An 18,763-nucleotide genomic window follows, 5' to 3' on the forward strand; every position below is an offset into this window, starting at 1 on the left:
CCCGGCGGCGCAGGCGGCGCCGGCGGTGGCGGCGGTAAGGGCGGCACCGCCGACGCCACTCAGGCCAACGGAGCGACATTGGCGTCCGGCGCCCTGGCCGGTAACGGAGGCGACGGCGGTGATGGCGGCGCCGGCGGCGGCGCCAACGGCGGTGATGGCGGCGCGGCCGGCTACGCGCGCGCTAGCCACAGTTTGGCCGCCGCGGGTTGGGGCGGTCACGCCGGTGACGGCGGCGGCGGCCTGGACGGTCAGAACGGCAGCGCCGGTGGCGCCGGCGGCAATGGCGGACGCGGCGGGCTGCTGGTCGGTAACGGCGGTGACGGCGGCTTCGGCGGAACCGGCGGCTCTGGCGGCAGCGGCTCGGGCGGCGGTGCCGGCGGTGCGGGCGGTGGCCACGTCCCCATGGATTCGTCGTCCACGCTCGCCGCATACAGCGCCAACAACAACGCCTTCGGCGGAAATGGCGGATCCGCCGGTGATGGCGGCGCAGGCGGGCAAGGTGGTCTGGGAGCCGCCGGCGGCGCGGGCGGTGACGGCGGTGCGGGTGGCCTGCTGGCCGGGAAGGGCGGCGTCGGCGGGCACGGCGGTGCCGGTGGTACTGGGGGCGCCGGTGGCCTGGGCGGCGACGGTGGCGACGGTGCCGCGGGCGGCAGCGCCGGTGCCCCCAATGGCGCGGCAACCGGCGGTAACGGCGGCGACGGTGGCGACGCCGGCCATGGTGGCGACGGCGGCGACGGCGGTGCCGGGGGTCATGGCGGCGCCGGCGGACGCGGCGGCCTGCTCGGCAAGCACGGCGCTGCAGGCATCGGCGGCGACGGCGGCGTCGGCGGCGACGGCGGCACGCGCGGCGACGCGGGTAGTGGGGGCGTCGCCGGCTTGGGCTTGGGGGCAGCATCGCATAACGGCTCTGCCGGTCCCGACGGAAACCCGGGCTTCGACGGGACCGATGGGACCGCCGGCAACCCCGGTTGACGGTCGGGCCGCAAAGCGAGCCGCATACCATCGGCGCATGCGCGCCTCGAAGATCCTGATCACCGGGGTGACCGGCCAGGTCGCCGCTCCCATAGCCATGGCGCTGGCTTCCGACAACGAGGTGTGGGGGATCGCCCGCTTCAGCGACGCCGCCGCTCGTACCCGCCTCGATCAAGCGGGCGTTCGGTGCCAACCGGTCAACCTCGCCGAAGGCGATTTCAGCGAGCTCCCGTCGGACTTCGACTACGTTCTCAATCTGGCGGTGGCCAAAAGCGGCAAGTGGGACAAAGACTTAGGGGCCAATGCGGAATCGATTGGCCTGCTGATGGCCCACTGCCGCGGCACCGATTCTGCCCTAAAGGCGTTCTTGCACTGCTCGTCGGCGGCCGTCTACGATCCGCCGGACGACGAACTGCGGACCGAGCGCGCCGCCCTAGGTGACAACCACAAGCCCTTGTTCCCCACCTATTCGATTTCCAAGATCGCGGGGGAGGTCGTCGCCCGGTCGATGGCGCGCGCTCTTGAGGTTCCCACCACCATCGCTCGGCTCAACGTGCCGTACGGCAACAACGGCGGGTGGCCGTACTTCCATATGGAGATGATGTTGGCCGGGATCCCCATCCCGGTCCCGCCCGGCGGACCGGCGCGCTACAACCCGATCCATGAAGACGACATCATCGCGGCCATCCCCAAACTGCTTGCGGCGGCGTCAGTTCCGGCCACCACCGTCAATTGGGCCGGCGACCAGATCGTCAGCATCCAGGATTGGTGTAGTTATATCGGCACGCTGGTCGGCCGCGAGCCGGTATTCGACGAGAGCCAACAAGCGCTGCGTGGCAACCCCGTCGACGTGACCAGGCTGCACGAACTTATCGGCGGCGGAACCACCGTCGACTGGCGCGACGGGATACGCCGCATGGTCGAAAAGTTTCACCCAGAGCTAGTCGGTGCATGAAATCTCTTCGCGGCGTTAAGCATACGTTTGACGCACGTTCCGTGCCCCAGTGGTTCGAGGACGCAAAATACGGCATCTTCATCCACTGGGGCCTGTATTCGGTTCCTGGCTGGGCACCGCTCGAGGCCGACATCCAGGAACTCATGGCAACAAGGGGGCCAGCGTATTGGCTCAAGCACAACCCATATGCCGAGTGGTACCAGAACACGATTCAGATCGCCGGCAGCCCGTCGCAACGACATCACCTCGAGACCTACGGTCCGGACTTCCGCTACGACGACTTCAAGCCAATGTTCAACGACGCCGCGCGCCAGTTCGATCCAGCCTCGTGGGCTGACTTGTTTGTGCGGGCACACGCGCGTTACGTGGTTCTCACCACCAAGCATCACGACGGATTCACCCTGTGGCCGAGCCGACATTCCAACCCGCACAAGGACTCCTGGCATGCCGACCGCGACCTCGTCGGTGACCTGACGACCGCGGTGCGCGACCGAGACCTGAAGATGGGGCTGTATTACTCGGGCGGGTACGACTGGACATTCAACCCGGCGCCCATTACCGACTTCGCCGGCATGGCCGGCTCGCTGGTTCAGACCGACGAATACACCAGGTACGCAAATGATCACGTCCGCGAGCTGGTCAACCGCTACCAGCCCTCGGTGCTGTGGAACGACATCGGATACCCGCCGCAGGCGGACCTCGCCGAGCTGTTCGCCTACTACTACACCCGCGTGCCCGACGGGGTCATCAATGACCGCTGGGCACAGCTGCAGCTTCCGGCGGGTCGTGGGACAAGACCGTTGCTCATGCGTGGCCTCAGCCTGGCGAGCGCAGTCTGGAAGTATCTACCCGACCGCGTAAAGGTTCTCGATTTTCCGACCGGTTTCCACTACGACTTTCGCACGCCCGAATATGCCCAGTACGACGCGATCAAGCCATACAAATGGGAGTCGACCCGTGGGGTGGGGCACTCCTTCGGGAACAACCGCTTGGAGGGTCCCGACGAGATGCTGTCCCTCGCCGGGCTTGCCCGCTCCTTCGCAGACCTGGTGAGCAAGAACGGCAATCTGCTGCTCGGCATCGGACCGTACCCCGACGGGACGATCCCCGAATTGCAGGCAAAGCTGCTCGCCGACTTCGGGGAATGGCTCGACGTAACCGGCGAGGCTTACTTCGGCACCCGCCCCTGGGTGAGGGCAGAGACTACCGCCACCGACGGCACCCAGGTGCGCTTCACCCAGAGTGACGACGCCGTGTACGCGACGTTGCTGCAGGCGCCGGGGGAGCGCCGCATCGGCATACCCGGCGTTTCGGGCGGCCCGGATACCAAGGTCGAGCTGCTAGGTGGCGGCGTCTTGGAACACAAACACACAGACGACCGCATCGTGGTCACCGTCCCCGACGTGTTGGACGTCTGGCCGGCCTACGCCCTCAAGATCACACCCAAGCCACGCGGGATCAGAGGTGAGTCAAAAGCCGCTCGGCAAACGTTTCGGGGTGCTCCCGATGCATGAAGTGGCCGCCCGGGACCTCCTCGACGACGTAATCGTTCGCGAACATCCGGGCGGCGCCCCGATAGTCCGAAGGCGCAACGATAGGATCGTCGAGCCCCGCAAAAACGACCGTTGGCACGGTGATTCGCGCCTTGAGTGACGCCGACGGGACAGGGGAGAGCTTTCGGTAATAGCCGAATGCGGCGTTCAAGCTCGCCGGGTTGGAAAAGCTTGCGCGGATGGCGTCGAACTCGCTCGGGTCGGGATTCCAAGTCGGCGACCAACGCCGATAGATCGCAGGAAGCGCTGCGAAGTCGTTGCGCGCGAAGCGTTTCGGCGCCCCCGGCAGCTTGTAGACCGCGAAGTGGCGGGCGCCCCAAAGCTTCTTCGGTGATGGCTTGAGCGCGGCGGGGTGGGGAATGCCGATGACAACCAGCTTTTTCACCCGCTCCGGGTCGAGCGCGGCCGCGCCGTATGCGGCCGAGGCTCCCCAGTCGTGCCCGATCACTATGGCGTCACCGGCGCCGAGTGCGTCAATCAACGCAAGTGGATCGCGCGCCAATGTCTCCTGATCGGGATCCCGGTTGGGCACTGCGCTCGGGTGGTATCCGCGCATGAATGGGCTGACTGCGCGGTATCCCTTGGCGGCGATTCGCGGACGAAGATCGTCCCAGGTGTGCGCCGTGTCCGGGAACCCGTGCAGCATGAGCACCAGGGGCCCAGCGCCCTCTTCGAGATAGGCGAATTTCAGCCCGTTCGCGTCGACGAAATGAATCGCATCGCCCATGGCTTGGGAACACTACTCTGCTCGTGGGCCATCGCGGCGAGTGCAGACGACGCCGTTGTGTCCTTGGGCTGAATTGCCGCTGTACCACGCTAATGTGGACGCCGACGACCCCGGTGGCAATGCGGACGCCGCGCAGGCCGGCCCCGCGGGGAGGAGCACGATGCGGTCCGCGACGGCTGGCCAACCGTGGCCGCGGGTGGTGGGCGCTATCGCTCTTGCCGTTCTCGGCACCTGCGGCCTGACCTTGCCGTTGACCGCACCGCACCCAAGTCGGGCCCACGGCTCAACGGCGAGCCTGGCGTCTCGAACGGACTGGACTCTCGCGACGGCGTTGCCCGCCAGCGCCGACTTCCCGGCCGACTGGGGCTACTCGTTGACGGGCCGGTTGCAGCGAGCCGCACCATCGCCCATCGACGCGTTGGCAGCCCAGTCCAGCCCCGATCCGGCGGCCGTCTACACACCCGAGATATGCGGGAGCATCCCAAAAGTCCTCGATCATTCTGGGGGCGCGCTGGCCGCCTACGTCCAAGTCGATCGGTATGCCCAGCTGTTCGTGCAGGACGCCCCGCAACCGGACGCTGCCGCGACTGGGGAGAGTCGCGAACACGGGCCGAATGCGCGGTTTGCGATCTGGGTCGTTCCCGACGGCACGGCCCGGATCGCGAATTACCTGCGATGGTTGGACCAATGCGGCGCCTACAAAGTCGCCAACTACTTTCTTGATGGCCAGCTCAAAGATCAGCGCAACGTTACGACCCGGGTAGAAGCCCGATCGGCGGACGGCGCCGACGCAGCCGTCACAGTCACCAGGACGTTCACCACGATCGGCAGCCGCGACCCTTCGTCGACTTATCATGTGGCCTACTACGCCGTGCGCGGTGTCCTGCTGGAATGCACGATCTACATGGAGGGCGCCGAACTCGACCAGGTGAAGCAGATCGCCTCCCACACGCTGACAAAGCTGCGTGGCTTGTGAACAACCCGTCTCGACTCCACAAGCCGCGCCGGCCGTGGCCGATCGTGGCCGCGTTGTGCGTGATCGCATCCGCCGCAGTGGTGATCACCGCACCGTCGGCGCTCGACGGCTGGCGAAACCGGGGCCCGTCGGGCCCCGAGGGGCTGGCTCCGAAGCTGGCCGCGCTGAGCGACCAGCAGTTGGCGGATCTGCTTCCGAAGCAGAGCGAGTTTCCGGACTCCTGGACGGTCAGCGACATCAAGGAGCTCTCGGATACGTTCGGCTACTTCAGATATCACGTGTCCGACGAAGGGCTGGGCATTGATCCCGCCGAATGCTTCTCGGTGGTGGGCGTGGCCTCGACCGGCGCTTTCGACGCCGCGGAGGTCTTTGGGCACGACCCCGCCGATCCGCCAGAGGTCGCCGACCGGAGAGACATCCGCCTGATGGTTGGCCGGGAATTCGATCCGTCCGGATTTGACGCGTTCACCGGCCTGGTCTCGCGGTGTTTGCGATTCAGCAGCGCCGCCGTCGGCTCCTATACGGTGAGCATCCTCGAAAACTCGCACCCCTCCGCCGGGCCCCAACGCTTTCGGTACTCGATCACCACCACAATCGGCGGTGACCCCGCCGACGCGACCCGGATTGACTATTACTCCTACGCACGCACATCCGGGTTAGTCCTGACCGGTGCCGCCAGCGCCGGCCATCAACAGGTCTTCGACACACTCTTCGACGGCACGCTGCGCCGTATCACCGAACGCTGACGCGACGAGCAATCGGCCCGAACCCCGGCACAGTTCGGACCGATTGGCGCTTGTGTCGTGACATCAAACACGTTCAGAGCCGGGCCCCTTGGTGTAGCGGGTCAGGAACCCGATGGCCGCGACAGCGGCGACCGCACCGATTACGCCCCATAGCACGAGTTGGAAGGCCAACGCACCCACGAACCAGCCGAACGTCATCGAGATGTACAGCAGCCAAATCACTCGGAACAAGGACCAAACGGCCAGGATGGCGCTGCCAATCCCGATGGCCAGGCTGTATTGGCGATCGACACGGTTGATCTTTTCTTCGATGCTGGCGGGCACGATCTTCATTTTTTCGGTCTTCCTTTCCTGAGCCGACGCCTCGATGGCGCCGTTGCTGCGATAAGTACAGACCCGTTGGGCGGCTACCGATCCCAACAACTCACCTAGCGGCGGCGACTTCCGGCAACCACCGAACGCGGCAGTCGGCCGGCGCGCGAATGCCCGCTCATTGTGTCGCCAACGACCGTGACGTCGAACGCCAGATTCAGCCGCAGGGGCTTGGTCACCGATTGGCGCCATGTCAGCCGGGTGCCGTCCGCAACGGCTTGACTCGTAATGTCTTGCAACGCAATCGTTTCGTCCTTGTATGTTGCAGTGCCCACGATCAGCTCGGACTCCTGCGCGAACACGTACCGCACCGCAAGTGTGCCGATGGGAGTCTTGATGCTCACGTCCCACTCGCCTTCGATGCCCACCTATACCTCCACCGGATCGCGGCCTGCGTCGCGCCACACGGTGCCTCGACGCTCGTACTCAAAGAGCTCCTCGACGGCATGTGCGATCCGCGGGCCGTACCAGCGATCCAGCAGATACAGCGCCAAATCCAGCCCGGACGTCACCCCGCCGGCGGTAATGAGATCGCCATCGTCGACCACCCGGGCCGTCACAGGGTGTACGCCGGCAGCCTCCAGCAGATCCATGCCCATGTGGTGGGTCACTGCGCGGCGTCGCTCTATCAGGCCTGCCATCGCCAACACCAGCGATCCACCGCACACCGCGGCCACGGTGACATCTGGATTGTCAAATGCCTTCCGCAGCAACGGTGTTAGGTCGGACTGCGCTGCCCGCGCCAGCAGTACCGGGATGGTATCAACTCCATCGTCGGGGTCACCGGCGACGGGCCCGCTGGCACCGGGCACGATCACACAACCGTGCTTGGACGGGTCGAGCGCAGCGGTGGCGGCTAACGCGAGACCGCGTGTGCCACTGGTGACGCAGCGCGGCCCCTGCGCGGAGACCAGCGTCACCGCCAGCTCGCCGCCCACGCTTTCGCTGCCCGCGGCGAGCACCTCGAATGGGGCAATGACGTCGAGCGGGTCAAACCTGTCGTACAACACGATTTGCGCATGCATCCCGTCATGGTCGCCGGTCCCTCCGATCGGGACCAGTGGCCGGATAGACACGCTGCGCCGGTATATTGCCAACGCATGCACCGTGTCGCCGTGCTGGCTGAGCCGGACGCCATCGCATTCGATCTGGCCATCGCGATTGAGGCGTTCGGCCGCGTCCGGCTAGCCAATGGTGATCCTGGCTATCAGGTTCGGGTGTGCGGCTGTGCGCCTGTGGTTGCGGCTGGACCGATCCGGATCGGTACTGACTTTGGCCTGGAGGAGCTCGCCAACGCCGACACCATCGTTGTGCCCGGGCGCAATGATGTCACCGCGGCAGTCGGCGATGACGTCGTCATTGCGCTGAAGTCCGCTTACAGCAAGAGAATTCGGATCGCTTCCATCTGCACTGGAGCGTTCACTCTGGCCGCAGCGGGGATCCTGGATGACAAACGTGCGACCACGCATTGGCTAGCGGCCGAATTGTTTTCGGCGACCTATCCCGCCGTCAGGCTCGATGCCGATGCGCTGTATGTCGACGAAGGCCAGATTCTCACCTCGGCCGGAGCCTCCGCGGGCCTGGATCTATGCCTTCACATGGTCGCTAGCGACTATGGTTCCGCCGTCGCCGCCGACGCAGCCCGACTGGCAGTAGCCCCACTTCATCGCATCGGCAGCCAAGCCCAGTTCATCATCCGCAATCGACGCGAGTCCCACACCGAACTCGACGGCGTGCTGGCCTGGATCGAGAACAACGCGCATCTACCGTTGACACTCGGCGACATCGCGCGCCACGCGTCCACCAGCGTGCGGACCCTTAACCGTCGGTTCCGGGCTGAGACCGGGCAGACACCCATCCAGTGGGTCAACGGTGTTCGCATCCGACACGCCCAGGAACTGCTGGAGGCGACCTCCGATAGCGTCGAAAACATTTCAGCCCGGGTTGGATTCGCGTCAGCGGCCAATTTCCGTGAGCAGTTCCGACGGGTGGCTGGGGTGGCGCCACATAGCTATCGCAATGCGTTTCGGGACAAGGCCGGTTTAGGCATCTGAGGGCAGACAGGTCGACTGCCAGTGGCCCAGTTGTGGGCCCGGACTATGCGAGAAACACGCCTCCTGACGTGATCACATCTCCGGCGGCAAGGTCGCTTGTAGTGAGCTTCTTGAAGAGCAGGCCAACATTGTCGCCCAACGTCGCGATGTCCACCTTTTTGCGGAATGTCTCGATCGCGTCGACCCTGACGCCCGGCCCGTCGTTGATTCGCACCTCATCACCGACCCTCAGCTCCCCGTACTCCACGCGGCCGGTAGCCACCGCCCCACGACCACGGATGAAGAACACGTCCTGGACCGTCATGCGAAACATGTGCGGCAACGCTACACGCCCGAAGGGGCTCGACGATGACGCGCACGGCAAGCTGGTTAACTGACATCCGTGGGCTGGTTCCAGCGAGCGAGGAAAGCCAGTGCGGGCCAGCGGGTCACGCGGTCCGACAAGCGGCAAGCGGTCGACACCTTGGCCGAACTCAACGCGCTCAACGCCGATCGGGAGCGCCTGATGCGCGAGGGACTGGCGGGCGTCGCAACGATCGTCGGCATCCGAGAAAACGTCGCGACCACGATGCTGGGCAGCTGGCATGAGCTGGTGCTGGACGTGCGACTGCCGGACCGCGATCCATACCGCGCCACGAGGCGCATCGCGCTCGAGCTGTCGACCGCCCCGCCCGTCAAGGTCGGTGCCGAGGTGCCGGTGCGAGTCGATCCCCGCGACCCATCGAAGCTCTTGATCGTTGCGACGCTGTAACGCCGTAACGCCGTAACGCCCGGCCTCGCCTATTGCTTGGCCATGGCGACGAGCAGCCGATCCTGCGGCTTGATCAAGTGATCCTGGCTGTCGCCGCCGATTTCCAGCAGTACCCAGGCGATTTCGCCGCTGAACGCGTTACCGGTTGCCTCGTAGTCGGGTGAGCATGGTGAGCCCGTGCTGCGCCCGACGTCGCACGCTTCGTCGGCCGAAAATGCCATGGGCTGCGTAATGTCCACTCGTCCCTTGCCCACCGGGGCGCCGTCGTAATACAGCGTGACGTCGCCGCCTTTGGCGAGTCCGTCACCGTCGTAGGCGAACTCCATGCGGAGCTGGTGGTTACCTGCTGGAATCGGCTGGTCGGCGGTCACCATGAACTGGTGGATGCCCAGGAAGTTGTAGCAATACTTCAGCCGGCCTTCATGGGCATACAGCGCCCACCCCCCGACGAGACCACCCTGGGTGACGATCACGCCATCGGCGCCGTCCTCGGGCACGGTGACATTGGCGGTCACTGAGTGAGAGGTGTTCTTCAGTCCCAGCACGCAGTTTTCGCTGACCCGCATTCCAGAGAACAACAGCTGCCGATTTCCGCGAATCAGCTTGGGACGCCCGGCGATATCGGGATTGAAGCGCTCGAACGAACGGTCATCGAGCGGCAGCACGTTGTACTTGACGGCCTCGATGAGCCAAAGGCGCTGTAGCGCTGCCAATTTCTGCGGATTGTCCTTGGCCAGGTCGTGGGCCTGGGTCCAGTCGCCGGGTCCGTAGAGTTCCCATTCATCGTCGTCGAACGCCGGCGCGTCGAGTAGCCACGGGGTGCGGTGCTTGGTTACCGCCATCCAGCCTTTGTGATAGATGCCACGGTTGCCCAAGCATTCGAAGTACTGCAGATCGTGGTTCTCCGGCGCGTTGCCGTCACGCAGCGTGGCCAACATGCTCACGCCTTCAATCGGTGCCTGCGCAATGCCATTGACCGACGCCGGCGCGGGTAGCCCGGCCGCCTCCAGGATGGTAGGGGCCACATCGATCACGTGATGAAATTGGTGACGGCACTGGCCGCTATCGGTAAGCCCGTTGGGCCAGTGCACAACCGTACCGTTACGGGTGCCGCCCCAATGCGACGCGATCTGTTTGGTCCACTGATAGGGCGTGCACAACGCATGCGCCCAGCCCACCGCGTAGTGGTTGTAGGCGCGCGGTGTTCCAAAGTCATCGATCTTGCTTTGCAGAAACTCCGGGCTTTCGATGCCACCCAGCCCGTTGAGCGTGGTCATCTCGTTGAAGCAGCCGAGCGGGGTGCCTTCGGCCGACGCGCCGTTGTCGCCGATGATGTAAAAGATCAGCGTGTCGTCCAGGACGCCGAGATCGGCAATCGCGTCTACCACACGTCCCACCTCATGATCCGTCTGCTCCAGGAAGCCGGCGTAGATCTCCATCTGCCGCGCCAGCACCGGTTTCAGCTCGGCCGGCATGTCGTCCCAAGCCGGAATCTCCGTGTGGCGCTTGGTCAATTCCGCGTCTTGGGGTATCACGCCAAGTTCTTTTTGCCTCGCGTAGATCTGCTCACGCAACACATCCCAGCCGTCGTCGAATTTGCCCCGGTACTTGTCGGACCACTGCGCGGGCACATGGTGTGGGGCGTGCGTGGCGCCCGGCGCGAAGTACATGACGAACGGCTTGTCAGGGGCGAGCGCCTTCTGCTGACGCACCCAGTTGATCGCGTGATCGGCGAGGTCCTCGGTGAGGGTATATCCCTCCTCGGGGGTCTTTGGGGGCTCGATCGCGGTGGTTCCCTCGTAGAGCCCGGGGTAATACTGATTGGCCTCCGCCCCGACGAATCCGTAGAAGTATTCGAACCCTGAGCCCGTAGGCCACTGATGAAACGGCCCAACCGGCGAAACTTCCCACGGCGGAACCTCGTGACACTTGCCGAACTGAGCCGTCGAATACCCGTTCAGCCGCAGAGTTTCCGCGATGGAGGCTTTGTCCTTCGGCCGCACACTGCTGTATCCAGGGGCCGAGGTGGCCAACTCGGTGACCCCACCCGCGCCGACGGAGTGGTGGTTGCGACCGGTCAGCAGCGCCTGGCGGGTGGGTGAACACAGCGCGGTGGTGTGGAAGCGGGTGAGCTTGAGTCCGTCGGCAGCGAGGCGCTCGGCGGTAGGGGTATCACAAGGTCCACCGAACGCCGATGACGCGCTAAATCCCACATCATCGAGCAGCACTATCAACACGTTGGGCGCGCCCGCCGGAGGGCGCAGCATCGTGATCGGCGGATACGTGGTGTCGGGATCCTTGGCGTCATACGTCGTCAAGCCAACATGCTTGTGGTCCGCGATCGGCAGACTTTCTCGCATCACCTGGTGCGGCTCCGTCATAATCGTTCCCTTCTGAAGCACTTCGGGTCGGCGGACCGGAACTAGCCGGTGCTGACGCACCCGCTGACGTTGACGTGGCGGCCCACGTTGGCGCAGACACTGGCGTAGCCGGCCGGCTCTGGCGGCGGTGGGGGTGGAGCGGACTCCGACGGCGGCGGGTAGTAGGCCGGCGGGGGTACGTATTGTTCGATGGTGCCGGCGACATCTGTACACCCGCCGACCGATACGTGGCGGCCGCCGACACTGGCGCAGGCGTCCGCCCGGGCTTGCGCGGGAGCCGCGAGGGAGAGGGCGCCAGCGGCCGCGGCCAGCGCCAACACCACCGCGCCGGCCGATGGCCAGGATCGCGCGCGCCCGGACGCTTTGTGCGTCCCGCTGCTCATCGGGTGGGCGGTGCCGTTCATGTCGATTCCCCTTGTCCTGATTGGATCTCGTGGCGAGCCGTTACTCGCCGTACTGCCCACTATCGGCCGGTGGTCGCGACAAATCTGTCGGATGAACGCCGGATTTGCCGGTTGAAGTTCTCTCCTCCTTTTGGGGGACGTTTAGCAGGTTCTCGCTATGGCGAGGAAAAGGTGCAAACTACCTGATTTCTACGAAACATGCTGTCGTGGTGCATATTTCGTAGAGGCACCGCACCTCGCGGACCGCCGCTGGGGCGGTGCGGCCGACCATAAACGGATCACCGAGGGCGCTGGCGCCGGGATGAGCGGTTGTGGCATACCTATGGCGTGATTGAAGTTACTTTGCTGGGCACCGGCAGCCCGATTCCGGATCCGCTGCGCGCTGGCCCGTCCACCCTCGTGCGCGCGGGTGGTCAAGTTTTTCTCGTCGACTGTGGCAGGGGAGTGCTACAACGCGCCGCCGCCGTAGGTCTGGGTGCCAACGCACTGACCGCGCTGTTGGTGACCCATCTGCACAGCGACCATGTCGCTGATCTCGGTGATGTTTTGATCACCCGGTGGGTGAGCACGTTTGGCCCCGATGCGGCGCCGTTGCCGATCATCGGTCCACCGGGAACCGCGGCGATGGTGGAGGCGACGTTGGCCGCCTTCAGCGCCGATATCGGCTATCGAATTGCTCACCACGCCGACCTGACCCAGCCGCCCGCCGTCGAGGTCCGCGAACACACCGACGGAATTGTCTGGGACCGGGACGGAGTTCGGGTCTTGGTGGCGCCGACGGACCACCGCCCTGTGTGTCCGACGATCGCGTTTCGTGTCCAGCATGACGGCGTCTCGGTCGTATTGGCCGGCGACACTGTGCCGTGCGAAAGCCTTGACCAACTTGCCAGCAAAGCGGACGCCATGGTGCACACCGTGATTCGCAAGGATCTCATCGCAGCGTTGCCCCTGCAGCGCATCCGAGACATCTGCGACTACCACTCCTCGGTGGAAGAGGCAGCTGCAACCGCCACGCGCGCCGGTGTGGGTACTTTGGTGCTCACCCATTGCGTACCGGCGATCGCGCCGGGTCAAGAGGAGGCCTGGCGAGCGTGCGCAGCCGCACATTTCGACGGGCGCATCGAGCTGGGACCCGATCTACACCGCGTCGAAGTCACCGGCGCTAGCCGATGAGCGCATCGCTGGCCGCCGTGTGGCAGAGTCGTTCACTGACACCCAGCAATTGCGTGACCGGAAGCGAGCAAACTGCCACGCCGTTCGGACCGGGAAGCAACAATGAGGAGGCGCCCGTCCGTCCCTCGGCCGTGGCGAGCAAGCTTTGCAGCGAGCACTTGGAGCAGCCCATGGCCGACCCCACTCGAGTCACAGTCGTCGTGGCCGACGATCACCCGGTAACGCGCCAAGGTGTGGTGCGCGCGTTGAAGTCCAGCGGACGGGTGCACGTCGTGGCCGAGGTGGCGGACGGTCGCGCGGCGCTGGACGCCATCCGGCAACTCAGACCCGCGGTAGCCCTGCTCGACTACAAGATGCCCGAGCTGGATGGACTTGAAGTCACTCACGCGATTACCCGTGATGGGTTGCCCACTCACGTGGTGTTGCTGAGTGCTTTTGATGACAGCTCGGTTGTCTACAAGGCTCTGGCCGAGGGTGCTTCGGGGTATCTAACCAAGGAATCCGATAGCGACGAAATCGTGAACGCCGTGGTCAAGTGCGCCAGCGGCGACGCGTACCTGCCGACCGGGATAGCCGGCGGGTTGGCTAGCGAAGTCAAGCGGCGGGCCAGGGGGGCGACGACGTTGTTGACCGAGCGCGAAAGTCAGGTGGTGAAGATGATGGCCGACGGGATGTCGGTTCCACAGATCGCGTCGCAACTTCACCTGGCAACCAGCACCGTTAAGACGCATGTGCAGAGCCTGTACGAGAAGCTTGGTGTCTCTGATCGGGGAGCGGCCGTCGCCGAGGCGATGCGGCGTCGACTGCTGGAGTGACGATCCGCTGAGATCCGCGGAAAGGCACGCCCAGTTATCCGCCCGCGACCGGGCGCACCATCACGGTCGGCCGGAACCCGTATCGCGGAATCGAGTCGCCACCGCTGCGACCCGCGCCCGTCGCCATCGGTATCCCGGGCATGCCCGGACCCCCTTCCATGACCATGGGTGCGCCGCCCCGTCGGGTACCCGGCAACCCCGCTGCGCCGTGGCCCTTCGGCGAAGCCATCGTGGTCCAGCTCGGCGGCACGGACATGCGGCCGATCGACGGAGCATGTCCCAGGTTCGCCGATATCGCCGGCGGCCGAACACCGAGACCCGCTGACTGCATCGCGCCGGCTACGGAACTGAGCCCGCCCGTAGCCGAACCCAACGCCTTCGCCGGCGCGGTGGCGGCGGTCGCCACCGCGTTCACAGCGGACATGGCCGACATGCACGCACCTGTAATCTGCGCAGTCGTAGTCCCAAACGCCGCCATGTCGGACAGAAACTCCAGGAGGTTGTACACCCAAAGCAGGAGGTTGTGCACCCAAGGCGGTGGCGTGACCGACGCGAGCCGTTCCAGCGCCTGGGGCACCGCAGCGATGAGCCCGGGGCCCGCCGACATGACGGCCTTGCCAACCTCGGCGACCCGCCCGGCCAGTGCGACCGCATTGGTGATCGCCGGCGGCGGGGTGAACGGTGTCAATCTCGTTGCCGCTGCCGAGGCGGCGGCGTAGCCGTACATGGCCGTGGCGTCCTGAGCCCACATCTCGGCGTAGAGCGCTTCGGTGGCCCCGATCGCTGGGGTGTTCTGACCCAGAAAGTTGGTCGCAATCAGCGACATGAGGAGGGCACGGTTGGCCGCGATCACGGGCGGCGGCACGGTCATGGCGAACGCAGCCTCGTAAGCGGCAGCGGCCGCGTTCGCCTGGACATGGGCCTGTGTAGCCTGCGCCGCAGTGGCGCTCAACCAAGCCACATACGCCGTCGCCGCGGACGCCATCGCTATCGATGTGGGACCCAGCCACGGCCCACTGGTCAAACCAGAGATCACCGAGGCGTACGAGGCCGTTGCCGCGTGCAATTCGGCGGCTAATTCCTCCCACGCCGCTGCGGCCACCAGCATCGGCATGATCCCGGGTCCCAAATACATTCGGCCCGAGTTGATTTCAGGTGGTAAGGCTCCGAAGTCCATTCCTGATCCTCTGACAGTCAGCTACTCGCTGCGATCGCGTTCGCAGCCTCGGTGCCCGCATACGAACCGGCGCTGGTCCGCAGGGTGGTCACAAACAGTTCATGAATCGCTGCGGCCTGGGCGCTGACCGCCTGATACATCTCGGCGTGCGCGGCGAACTGTGCTGCGGTTAGCGCCGATACCTCGTCGGCGGCAGCGGGAACCACCCCGGCGGTAGGGCTGGCCGCGGCCGCGTTCTGGGCACTTAACGCAGCGCCGACACCCCGTAAGTCGTCGCTCGCTGCCGCCAGTGTTTCCGGTGCGGTTATCACATAGGACACGGGTTCTCCTTTGCGAAACGGACCGACTCTGTGGAATTGCGTTTGCGCTTGGATGGGTTATTGAGTTCACGTTCCGTGTGATAAGTGATAACAACCACATATCTAAGGTGCCGCGTCGAGATGTCGATGCACATCGGCTGACCGGCTACACAGAGGATGAATTTGCGCCCCCCAATTGACGGAGCGCCTTTCTGCAAATTGGAATCAGGGCTGGTAGCGACGCCTCAAGCGGGCGCCATCAAGAGACTGCCGATTCGACCGTCACGTCACGACTTTGCTTGGCGCCCAGCGATGTTCAGACTAATGCGGTGATCGAAGAGAGCCGCTCGCCCACACGGTGCAGCGTCAGCGCCGTAGCGGCAGCTCCACGCGCAGGTGTGCCCCGACAGGCTCATTGACGATGGTCAGCGTGCCGCCGGCGGCTTCCACTCGCGACCGATGTGATGCCAGACCGATATGTCCCTGTGCGAGACGCCGCGCCGCGGCGTCACGGTTGATACCAATCCCATTGTCTACCACGTCGATACGAGCCACGTCATCGGCGACTTCCAGTTTCACCGATGCCCTGGTGGCCTGCGAGTGGCGAGTTACGTTGGCCAACAACTCGCGAACCACTCCGAACAGGATCGGGTCGATCCCATTGGCTTCCCGGTAATCGGTGTCGGTTGTGATGGCTATGCCCGAGCGAGCCGCCGCAACGGAAGCCAGCTTTTCGACGGCAGCGGCCAAGCCAACCTGATCGAGTACGGCTGGGTGTAGCTCGAAAGTCGCCTCGCGCAACAACCGCGAAGCGTCCTGCAGGCTCGCCAGTGCGTGCTCGAGGGGCGCATCGGGGGAGACCTTGACGAAGTCGGCGATGTCACGCCGGGCGGCGAGCACATCTTGCAGCGGTCCGTCATGGATGGATTCCGAGATCTGCCGGCGCTCGACCTCCGAGGCGGTCATCGTCTGCGCGAGTAACTCATCGCGAGACCTCGTCAGTTTCGCCATTTCGTCAACATTCCGCAGCCGAAAAAGCACCACCAATAGAGCTGTGCCGCAGACGAATCCATACATCAGCACTATCAACGCCGTGATCGCCGGACCAAGGCGTGGCGCGATCACCGGGTCCAGAAGAACCGATGCGGTAAATACCGCAAGGCTGCAAGCCAGCACAGTAGCGGCACGTCGCACCGACAACTCGACAGCCACCATCCTCGGCAGCAGCGCCATCACCAACAGCGGAATATATCCGCCGGGCGACAACAGCTTGAAGCCGAACACCGCCGCGACGTCAACCAATGCGAAAGTCAGTAGCGCCTTGTCACCGGTAAAACGCGACCTTGCCGCAGAAAACGCCACTGTCAGCGTGCATATCGCGATGAGTGCGTAGCTGCCAAGCAGCGCAATCTGCGCAGGCCATCGAATCGGATCGATGTCGATCACCATCCCCAGAAGCATGATGATGACGACCCCGGCGCGAAGCATGGATCCGGCCTGCAGTGAACGCAACCGCTGTTTGCGAAGGACCTGCTCGATATCCGTGCTGCTCATCGTTTCCCTAACATACGACGGGACCTCAGCAATTTTGGTGTTTCTCGCGTCCCCAAACCGCGAATGTAGATCGTTTCTGCTCGACGTCCTCCGCGCATCGAAGATGCACGGATTCCTTGTGGTGGTGTGCTGTCTCGCTATGCCCCTGTTGGGCGGGTAGCGCCGTGGGCTCACCAGCAGGGAAGGTTCGCGCCGAGCGGCTCTGTCGCTGCAAGGCCCTTCGGGCCTTGATACGCGCCACTGACCTCCGCGAGGACGGACACCTGCGGCCTCGCCGCTTAGATACTGCTACGGCCGGACCTCGACGCCCATCAACGTCGTGACGGTGGATCAGCCAACCATGGTTGGCTGCTTCCAGATCCAGCCGGTCGAGACCATCAGCCCCCTGGCGGACATGCAGCCCCAGGAATGCCGAAAACAGGTCCCGGTCTTCTTTGATGCCGCATGCGCAACGATGCACCCGTTGGAAGAGCGGCTTTTTCTTGCGGTTCCCACACAGACAGGTTTGCGACAAGGCAGTCGTTTTCGGGTTGAACTCATAAAGGCGATCACCGCCGGCGCTTTCAGCCTTGCGGCGCATCACCTCCACCAGTAACCCTGGTGCCCGGTCGCGCACACTGCGGGGGAAATTCTTCTGCCACGAAACGTAATTCAGCTTCTCGCACACCACATCCGCGCCGTGCGCCAACAACCTGTTGGCCAGCCCACCGTGCAGTGTCTTACGGTGCTCAGCCAGGCGGCGATGCTGCTCAGCCACCACCGTAGCGGCCTGTTTGGCGGCGCGGGAACGCTGCTGCCAGTGGCAGCGGCCAGTCTTATGCGTGCCGTCGGGGTTGAAGCAGCCCGGCGAGCCGGCACGGTGCTGACGGTCCACGTGCCGCTGCCCGCGGCGCAACCGCACCATGTTCAACCGGATCCGATCAGCCAGCGGCTCAACCCATCCCGTCCAGGCACCATCACTGCGCTCGATGGCCACCGCGATCTGACTGGGCCCCAAGTCGAACGACACCCGACCATCACCGACCGGATGCCTCCGCGTCGGGGACCCATCGCAGACCAGTTGCATGCGGTAGGTGTCGCGCCCGTTGATCACCGTGCGCACGATCCGGGTAGACAACACCTTGCCCACAGCGATCAGCGCCTCGATCTCGGCCAGCTCGGCGCGCTGTTCCTTACCGCGGCGACCCGACTGGGCCGCCGCCGCGATCGCGATCACCATCCCGGCGCCCCCACTGCAACCCGACCAACCGTCCGGCGGCGTCGGTCTTGGGTCGTAACGCACCGTTGCCGTCCTTAGCCGCCAACGAATGCAGCCCACGCTTTGTGCTCTTGAACCGTGGCTTTCCCCGACGCCGAACATGCCACTGCTTGACCGCATCAAAGGCCCGCGCACCCAGGTTCTGTGTCTCCTGGGCCGGCACGTGTTCACGCACCCAGGACTGGCGCAACGACGACGCGAACGACTGCGCGGCACGATCGCTGAACCCATGAGCCGCCGTCACAGCATCCAACGCCGCCCGCCGAGCGGCGCGTTCCTTCTTCGTACGCCGTGGCAGCTGGCATGCCACCTGCCACGCCGGATCGGATTTGACGGCGCGGCTACGCCCGATGAATTCGGCCAGCACCGAGTTATACACCCGCGCCCCCGCGAAAAACCGTGTCCGGATCACCCGGCACTGCCCCGCGTCCGGGCGCAGCGGCCACGACCGCACATGCGTGGGCGCATCCTTGGGGCGCTTGCGCGCCCGCGGCTTACGCTCACCGCGCGCCCTATCACAGCCACCAACAGTTGTTGCCGGTGCAGGCGGGTAGACACCTTCGGTGTGCACGCCACGACCATAAAAGACACCACCG

General features: G+C 65.0%; 20 protein-coding genes and 1 pseudogene. 9 read left to right on the top strand and 12 right to left on the bottom strand.

Translation table 11 applies throughout. The features are described from left to right. From MSIMFI_RS25720 to MSIMFI_RS25730, 3 genes and pseudogenes are all read left to right on the top strand, one after another. Positions 1-972 (top strand): annotated as a pseudogene (locus MSIMFI_RS25720) (PE family protein); the annotation flags it as partial. 37 nt (positions 973-1,009) lie between these two features. Then, positions 1,010-1,927: an NAD-dependent epimerase/dehydratase family protein gene (locus MSIMFI_RS25725; RefSeq protein WP_191499852.1), complete on the top strand. Its 918-nt coding sequence runs from the start codon at positions 1,010-1,012 to the stop codon at positions 1,925-1,927. Then, positions 1,924-3,441 carry an alpha-L-fucosidase gene (locus MSIMFI_RS25730; protein ID WP_191499709.1) on the top strand — a complete coding sequence of 506 codons (1,518 nt, stop codon included), beginning with the start codon at positions 1,924-1,926 and terminating at the stop codon, positions 3,439-3,441. The genes MSIMFI_RS25725 and MSIMFI_RS25730 overlap by 4 nt, the downstream gene beginning before the upstream one ends. On the opposite strand, the gene MSIMFI_RS25735 is transcribed toward MSIMFI_RS25730, so the two are convergent. Then, positions 3,386-4,207, bottom strand: a complete 822-nt coding sequence (locus MSIMFI_RS25735) for an alpha/beta fold hydrolase (protein ID WP_191499710.1) — start codon at positions 4,205-4,207, stop codon at positions 3,386-3,388. The genes MSIMFI_RS25730 and MSIMFI_RS25735 overlap by 56 nt on opposite strands. A gap of 94 nt (positions 4,208-4,301) precedes the next feature. Here MSIMFI_RS25735 and MSIMFI_RS25740 point away from each other — a divergent pair, with 94 nt between their 5' ends. Further along, complete coding sequence (locus MSIMFI_RS25740; protein WP_224770431.1) at positions 4,302-5,183, top strand: hypothetical protein; 882 nt, start codon at positions 4,302-4,304, stop codon at positions 5,181-5,183. Beyond that, entirely contained in the window at positions 5,180-5,929 is a 750-nt protein-coding gene (locus MSIMFI_RS25745) for a hypothetical protein (RefSeq protein WP_191499711.1), read from the top strand. Before MSIMFI_RS25740 ends, MSIMFI_RS25745 begins: the two co-directional genes overlap by 4 nt. A 63-nt stretch (positions 5,930-5,992) precedes the next feature. Here MSIMFI_RS25745 and MSIMFI_RS25750 read toward each other — a convergent pair whose 3' ends face one another. The 3 genes from MSIMFI_RS25750 to MSIMFI_RS25760 form a co-directional block, all read right to left on the bottom strand. Further along, entirely contained in the window at positions 5,993-6,262 is a 270-nt protein-coding gene (locus tag MSIMFI_RS25750; RefSeq protein WP_191499712.1) for a hypothetical protein, read from the bottom strand. Positions 6,263-6,357: 95 nt separating this feature from the next. Next, positions 6,358-6,669, bottom strand: coding sequence for a hypothetical protein (locus tag MSIMFI_RS25755; RefSeq protein ID WP_191499713.1), 312 nt, complete (start codon positions 6,667-6,669; stop codon positions 6,358-6,360). Continuing rightward, positions 6,670-7,326 carry a DJ-1/PfpI family protein gene (locus MSIMFI_RS25760; protein ID WP_191499714.1) on the bottom strand — a complete coding sequence of 219 codons (657 nt, stop codon included), beginning with the start codon at positions 7,324-7,326 and terminating at the stop codon, positions 6,670-6,672. It lies immediately after the preceding gene. Positions 7,327-7,401: 75 nt separating this feature from the next. Between MSIMFI_RS25760 and MSIMFI_RS25765 the strand changes: the two genes are divergently transcribed. Beyond that, the gene (locus MSIMFI_RS25765) at positions 7,402-8,355 is read left to right on the top strand and encodes a GlxA family transcriptional regulator (protein ID WP_191499715.1); all 954 of its coding nucleotides are present in this window, start codon (positions 7,402-7,404) and stop codon (positions 8,353-8,355) included. Positions 8,356-8,398: 43 nt separating this feature from the next. Here MSIMFI_RS25765 and MSIMFI_RS25770 read toward each other — a convergent pair whose 3' ends face one another. Continuing rightward, positions 8,399-8,668: an EF-Tu/IF-2/RF-3 family GTPase gene (locus MSIMFI_RS25770; protein WP_191499716.1), complete on the bottom strand. Its 270-nt coding sequence runs from the start codon at positions 8,666-8,668 to the stop codon at positions 8,399-8,401. Positions 8,669-8,737: 69 nt separating this feature from the next. Here MSIMFI_RS25770 and MSIMFI_RS25775 point away from each other — a divergent pair, with 69 nt between their 5' ends. After that, positions 8,738-9,106 (top strand): DUF3592 domain-containing protein, encoded by a 369-nt coding sequence (locus MSIMFI_RS25775; RefSeq protein WP_191499717.1) that lies wholly within the window; start codon positions 8,738-8,740, stop codon positions 9,104-9,106. 29 nt (positions 9,107-9,135) lie between these two features. Here the strand turns inward: MSIMFI_RS25775 and MSIMFI_RS25780 are convergent, their stop codons facing one another. Together MSIMFI_RS25780 and MSIMFI_RS25785 are read right to left on the bottom strand one after the other, a co-directional pair. Further along, positions 9,136-11,487 carry an arylsulfatase gene (locus tag MSIMFI_RS25780; protein WP_318187429.1) on the bottom strand — a complete coding sequence of 784 codons (2,352 nt, stop codon included), beginning with the start codon at positions 11,485-11,487 and terminating at the stop codon, positions 9,136-9,138. Between the two features lie 41 nt (positions 11,488-11,528). Further along, positions 11,529-11,891 (bottom strand): hypothetical protein, encoded by a 363-nt coding sequence (locus MSIMFI_RS25785; RefSeq protein WP_224770432.1) that lies wholly within the window; start codon positions 11,889-11,891, stop codon positions 11,529-11,531. A gap of 327 nt (positions 11,892-12,218) precedes the next feature. On the opposite strand from MSIMFI_RS25785, the gene MSIMFI_RS25790 reads away from it, so the two are divergent. Both MSIMFI_RS25790 and MSIMFI_RS25795 read left to right on the top strand, forming a co-directional pair. After that, a complete protein-coding gene (locus MSIMFI_RS25790) occupies positions 12,219-13,064 on the top strand; it encodes a ribonuclease Z (protein WP_191499718.1) in 846 nt (281 codons plus the stop codon). A 170-nt stretch (positions 13,065-13,234) separates the two neighbouring features. Then, positions 13,235-13,879, top strand: coding sequence for a response regulator transcription factor (locus tag MSIMFI_RS25795; RefSeq protein WP_191499719.1), 645 nt, complete (start codon positions 13,235-13,237; stop codon positions 13,877-13,879). A 34-nt stretch (positions 13,880-13,913) separates the two neighbouring features. Here MSIMFI_RS25795 and MSIMFI_RS25800 read toward each other — a convergent pair whose 3' ends face one another. The 5 genes from MSIMFI_RS25800 to MSIMFI_RS28650 all read right to left on the bottom strand — a co-directional run bounded on the left by MSIMFI_RS25800 (position 13,914) and on the right by MSIMFI_RS28650 (position 18,738). Next, the gene (locus tag MSIMFI_RS25800; RefSeq protein WP_191499720.1) at positions 13,914-15,056 is read right to left on the bottom strand and encodes a PPE family protein; all 1,143 of its coding nucleotides are present in this window, start codon (positions 15,054-15,056) and stop codon (positions 13,914-13,916) included. Between the two features lie 17 nt (positions 15,057-15,073). Then, positions 15,074-15,376 (bottom strand): PE family protein, encoded by a 303-nt coding sequence (locus MSIMFI_RS25805; protein ID WP_191499721.1) that lies wholly within the window; start codon positions 15,374-15,376, stop codon positions 15,074-15,076. A gap of 345 nt (positions 15,377-15,721) precedes the next feature. Then, entirely contained in the window at positions 15,722-16,909 is a 1,188-nt protein-coding gene (locus MSIMFI_RS25810) for a sensor histidine kinase (protein ID WP_191499722.1), read from the bottom strand. Between the two features lie 25 nt (positions 16,910-16,934). Continuing rightward, positions 16,935-18,128 (bottom strand): transposase, encoded by a 1,194-nt coding sequence (locus MSIMFI_RS25815; protein ID WP_224770433.1) that lies wholly within the window; start codon positions 18,126-18,128, stop codon positions 16,935-16,937. Beyond that, complete coding sequence (locus tag MSIMFI_RS28650) at positions 18,082-18,738, bottom strand: hypothetical protein (protein WP_224770434.1); 657 nt, start codon at positions 18,736-18,738, stop codon at positions 18,082-18,084. The genes MSIMFI_RS25815 and MSIMFI_RS28650 overlap by 47 nt, the downstream gene beginning before the upstream one ends. Positions 18,739-18,763: the final 25 nt, after the last annotated feature.

This window comes from Mycobacterium simulans (assembly GCF_900232995.1).
Classification (GTDB): Bacteria; Actinomycetota; Actinomycetes; order Mycobacteriales; family Mycobacteriaceae; genus Mycobacterium; species Mycobacterium simulans.

Bases quoted from the DNA above. Each gene is read 5' to 3' on its own strand.
- MSIMFI_RS25770 (WP_191499716.1), bottom strand. From the start codon at position 8,668: ATGTTTCGCATGACGGTCCAGGACGTGTTCTTCATCCGTGGTCGTGGG.
- MSIMFI_RS25780 (WP_318187429.1), bottom strand. From the start codon at position 11,487: ATGACGGAGCCGCACCAGGTGATGCGAGAAAGTCTGCCGATCGCGGAC.
- MSIMFI_RS25765 (WP_191499715.1), top strand. From the start codon at position 7,402: ATGCACCGTGTCGCCGTGCTGGCTGAGCCGGACGCCATCGCATTCGAT.
- MSIMFI_RS25810 (WP_191499722.1), bottom strand. From the start codon at position 16,909: ATGAGCAGCACGGATATCGAGCAGGTCCTTCGCAAACAGCGGTTGCGT.
- MSIMFI_RS25795 (WP_191499719.1), top strand. From the start codon at position 13,235: ATGGCCGACCCCACTCGAGTCACAGTCGTCGTGGCCGACGATCACCCG.
- MSIMFI_RS25800 (WP_191499720.1), bottom strand. From the start codon at position 15,056: ATGGACTTCGGAGCCTTACCACCTGAAATCAACTCGGGCCGAATGTAT.
- MSIMFI_RS25760 (WP_191499714.1), bottom strand. From the start codon at position 7,326: ATGCATGCGCAAATCGTGTTGTACGACAGGTTTGACCCGCTCGACGTC.
- MSIMFI_RS25730 (WP_191499709.1), top strand. From the start codon at position 1,924: ATGAAATCTCTTCGCGGCGTTAAGCATACGTTTGACGCACGTTCCGTG.
- MSIMFI_RS25815 (WP_224770433.1), bottom strand. From the start codon at position 18,128: ATGGTGATCGCGATCGCGGCGGCGGCCCAGTCGGGTCGCCGCGGTAAG.
- MSIMFI_RS25785 (WP_224770432.1), bottom strand. From the start codon at position 11,891: ATGAACGGCACCGCCCACCCGATGAGCAGCGGGACGCACAAAGCGTCC.
- MSIMFI_RS25750 (WP_191499712.1), bottom strand. From the start codon at position 6,262: ATGAAGATCGTGCCCGCCAGCATCGAAGAAAAGATCAACCGTGTCGAT.
- MSIMFI_RS25735 (WP_191499710.1), bottom strand. From the start codon at position 4,207: ATGGGCGATGCGATTCATTTCGTCGACGCGAACGGGCTGAAATTCGCC.
- MSIMFI_RS25725 (WP_191499852.1), top strand. From the start codon at position 1,010: ATGCGCGCCTCGAAGATCCTGATCACCGGGGTGACCGGCCAGGTCGCC.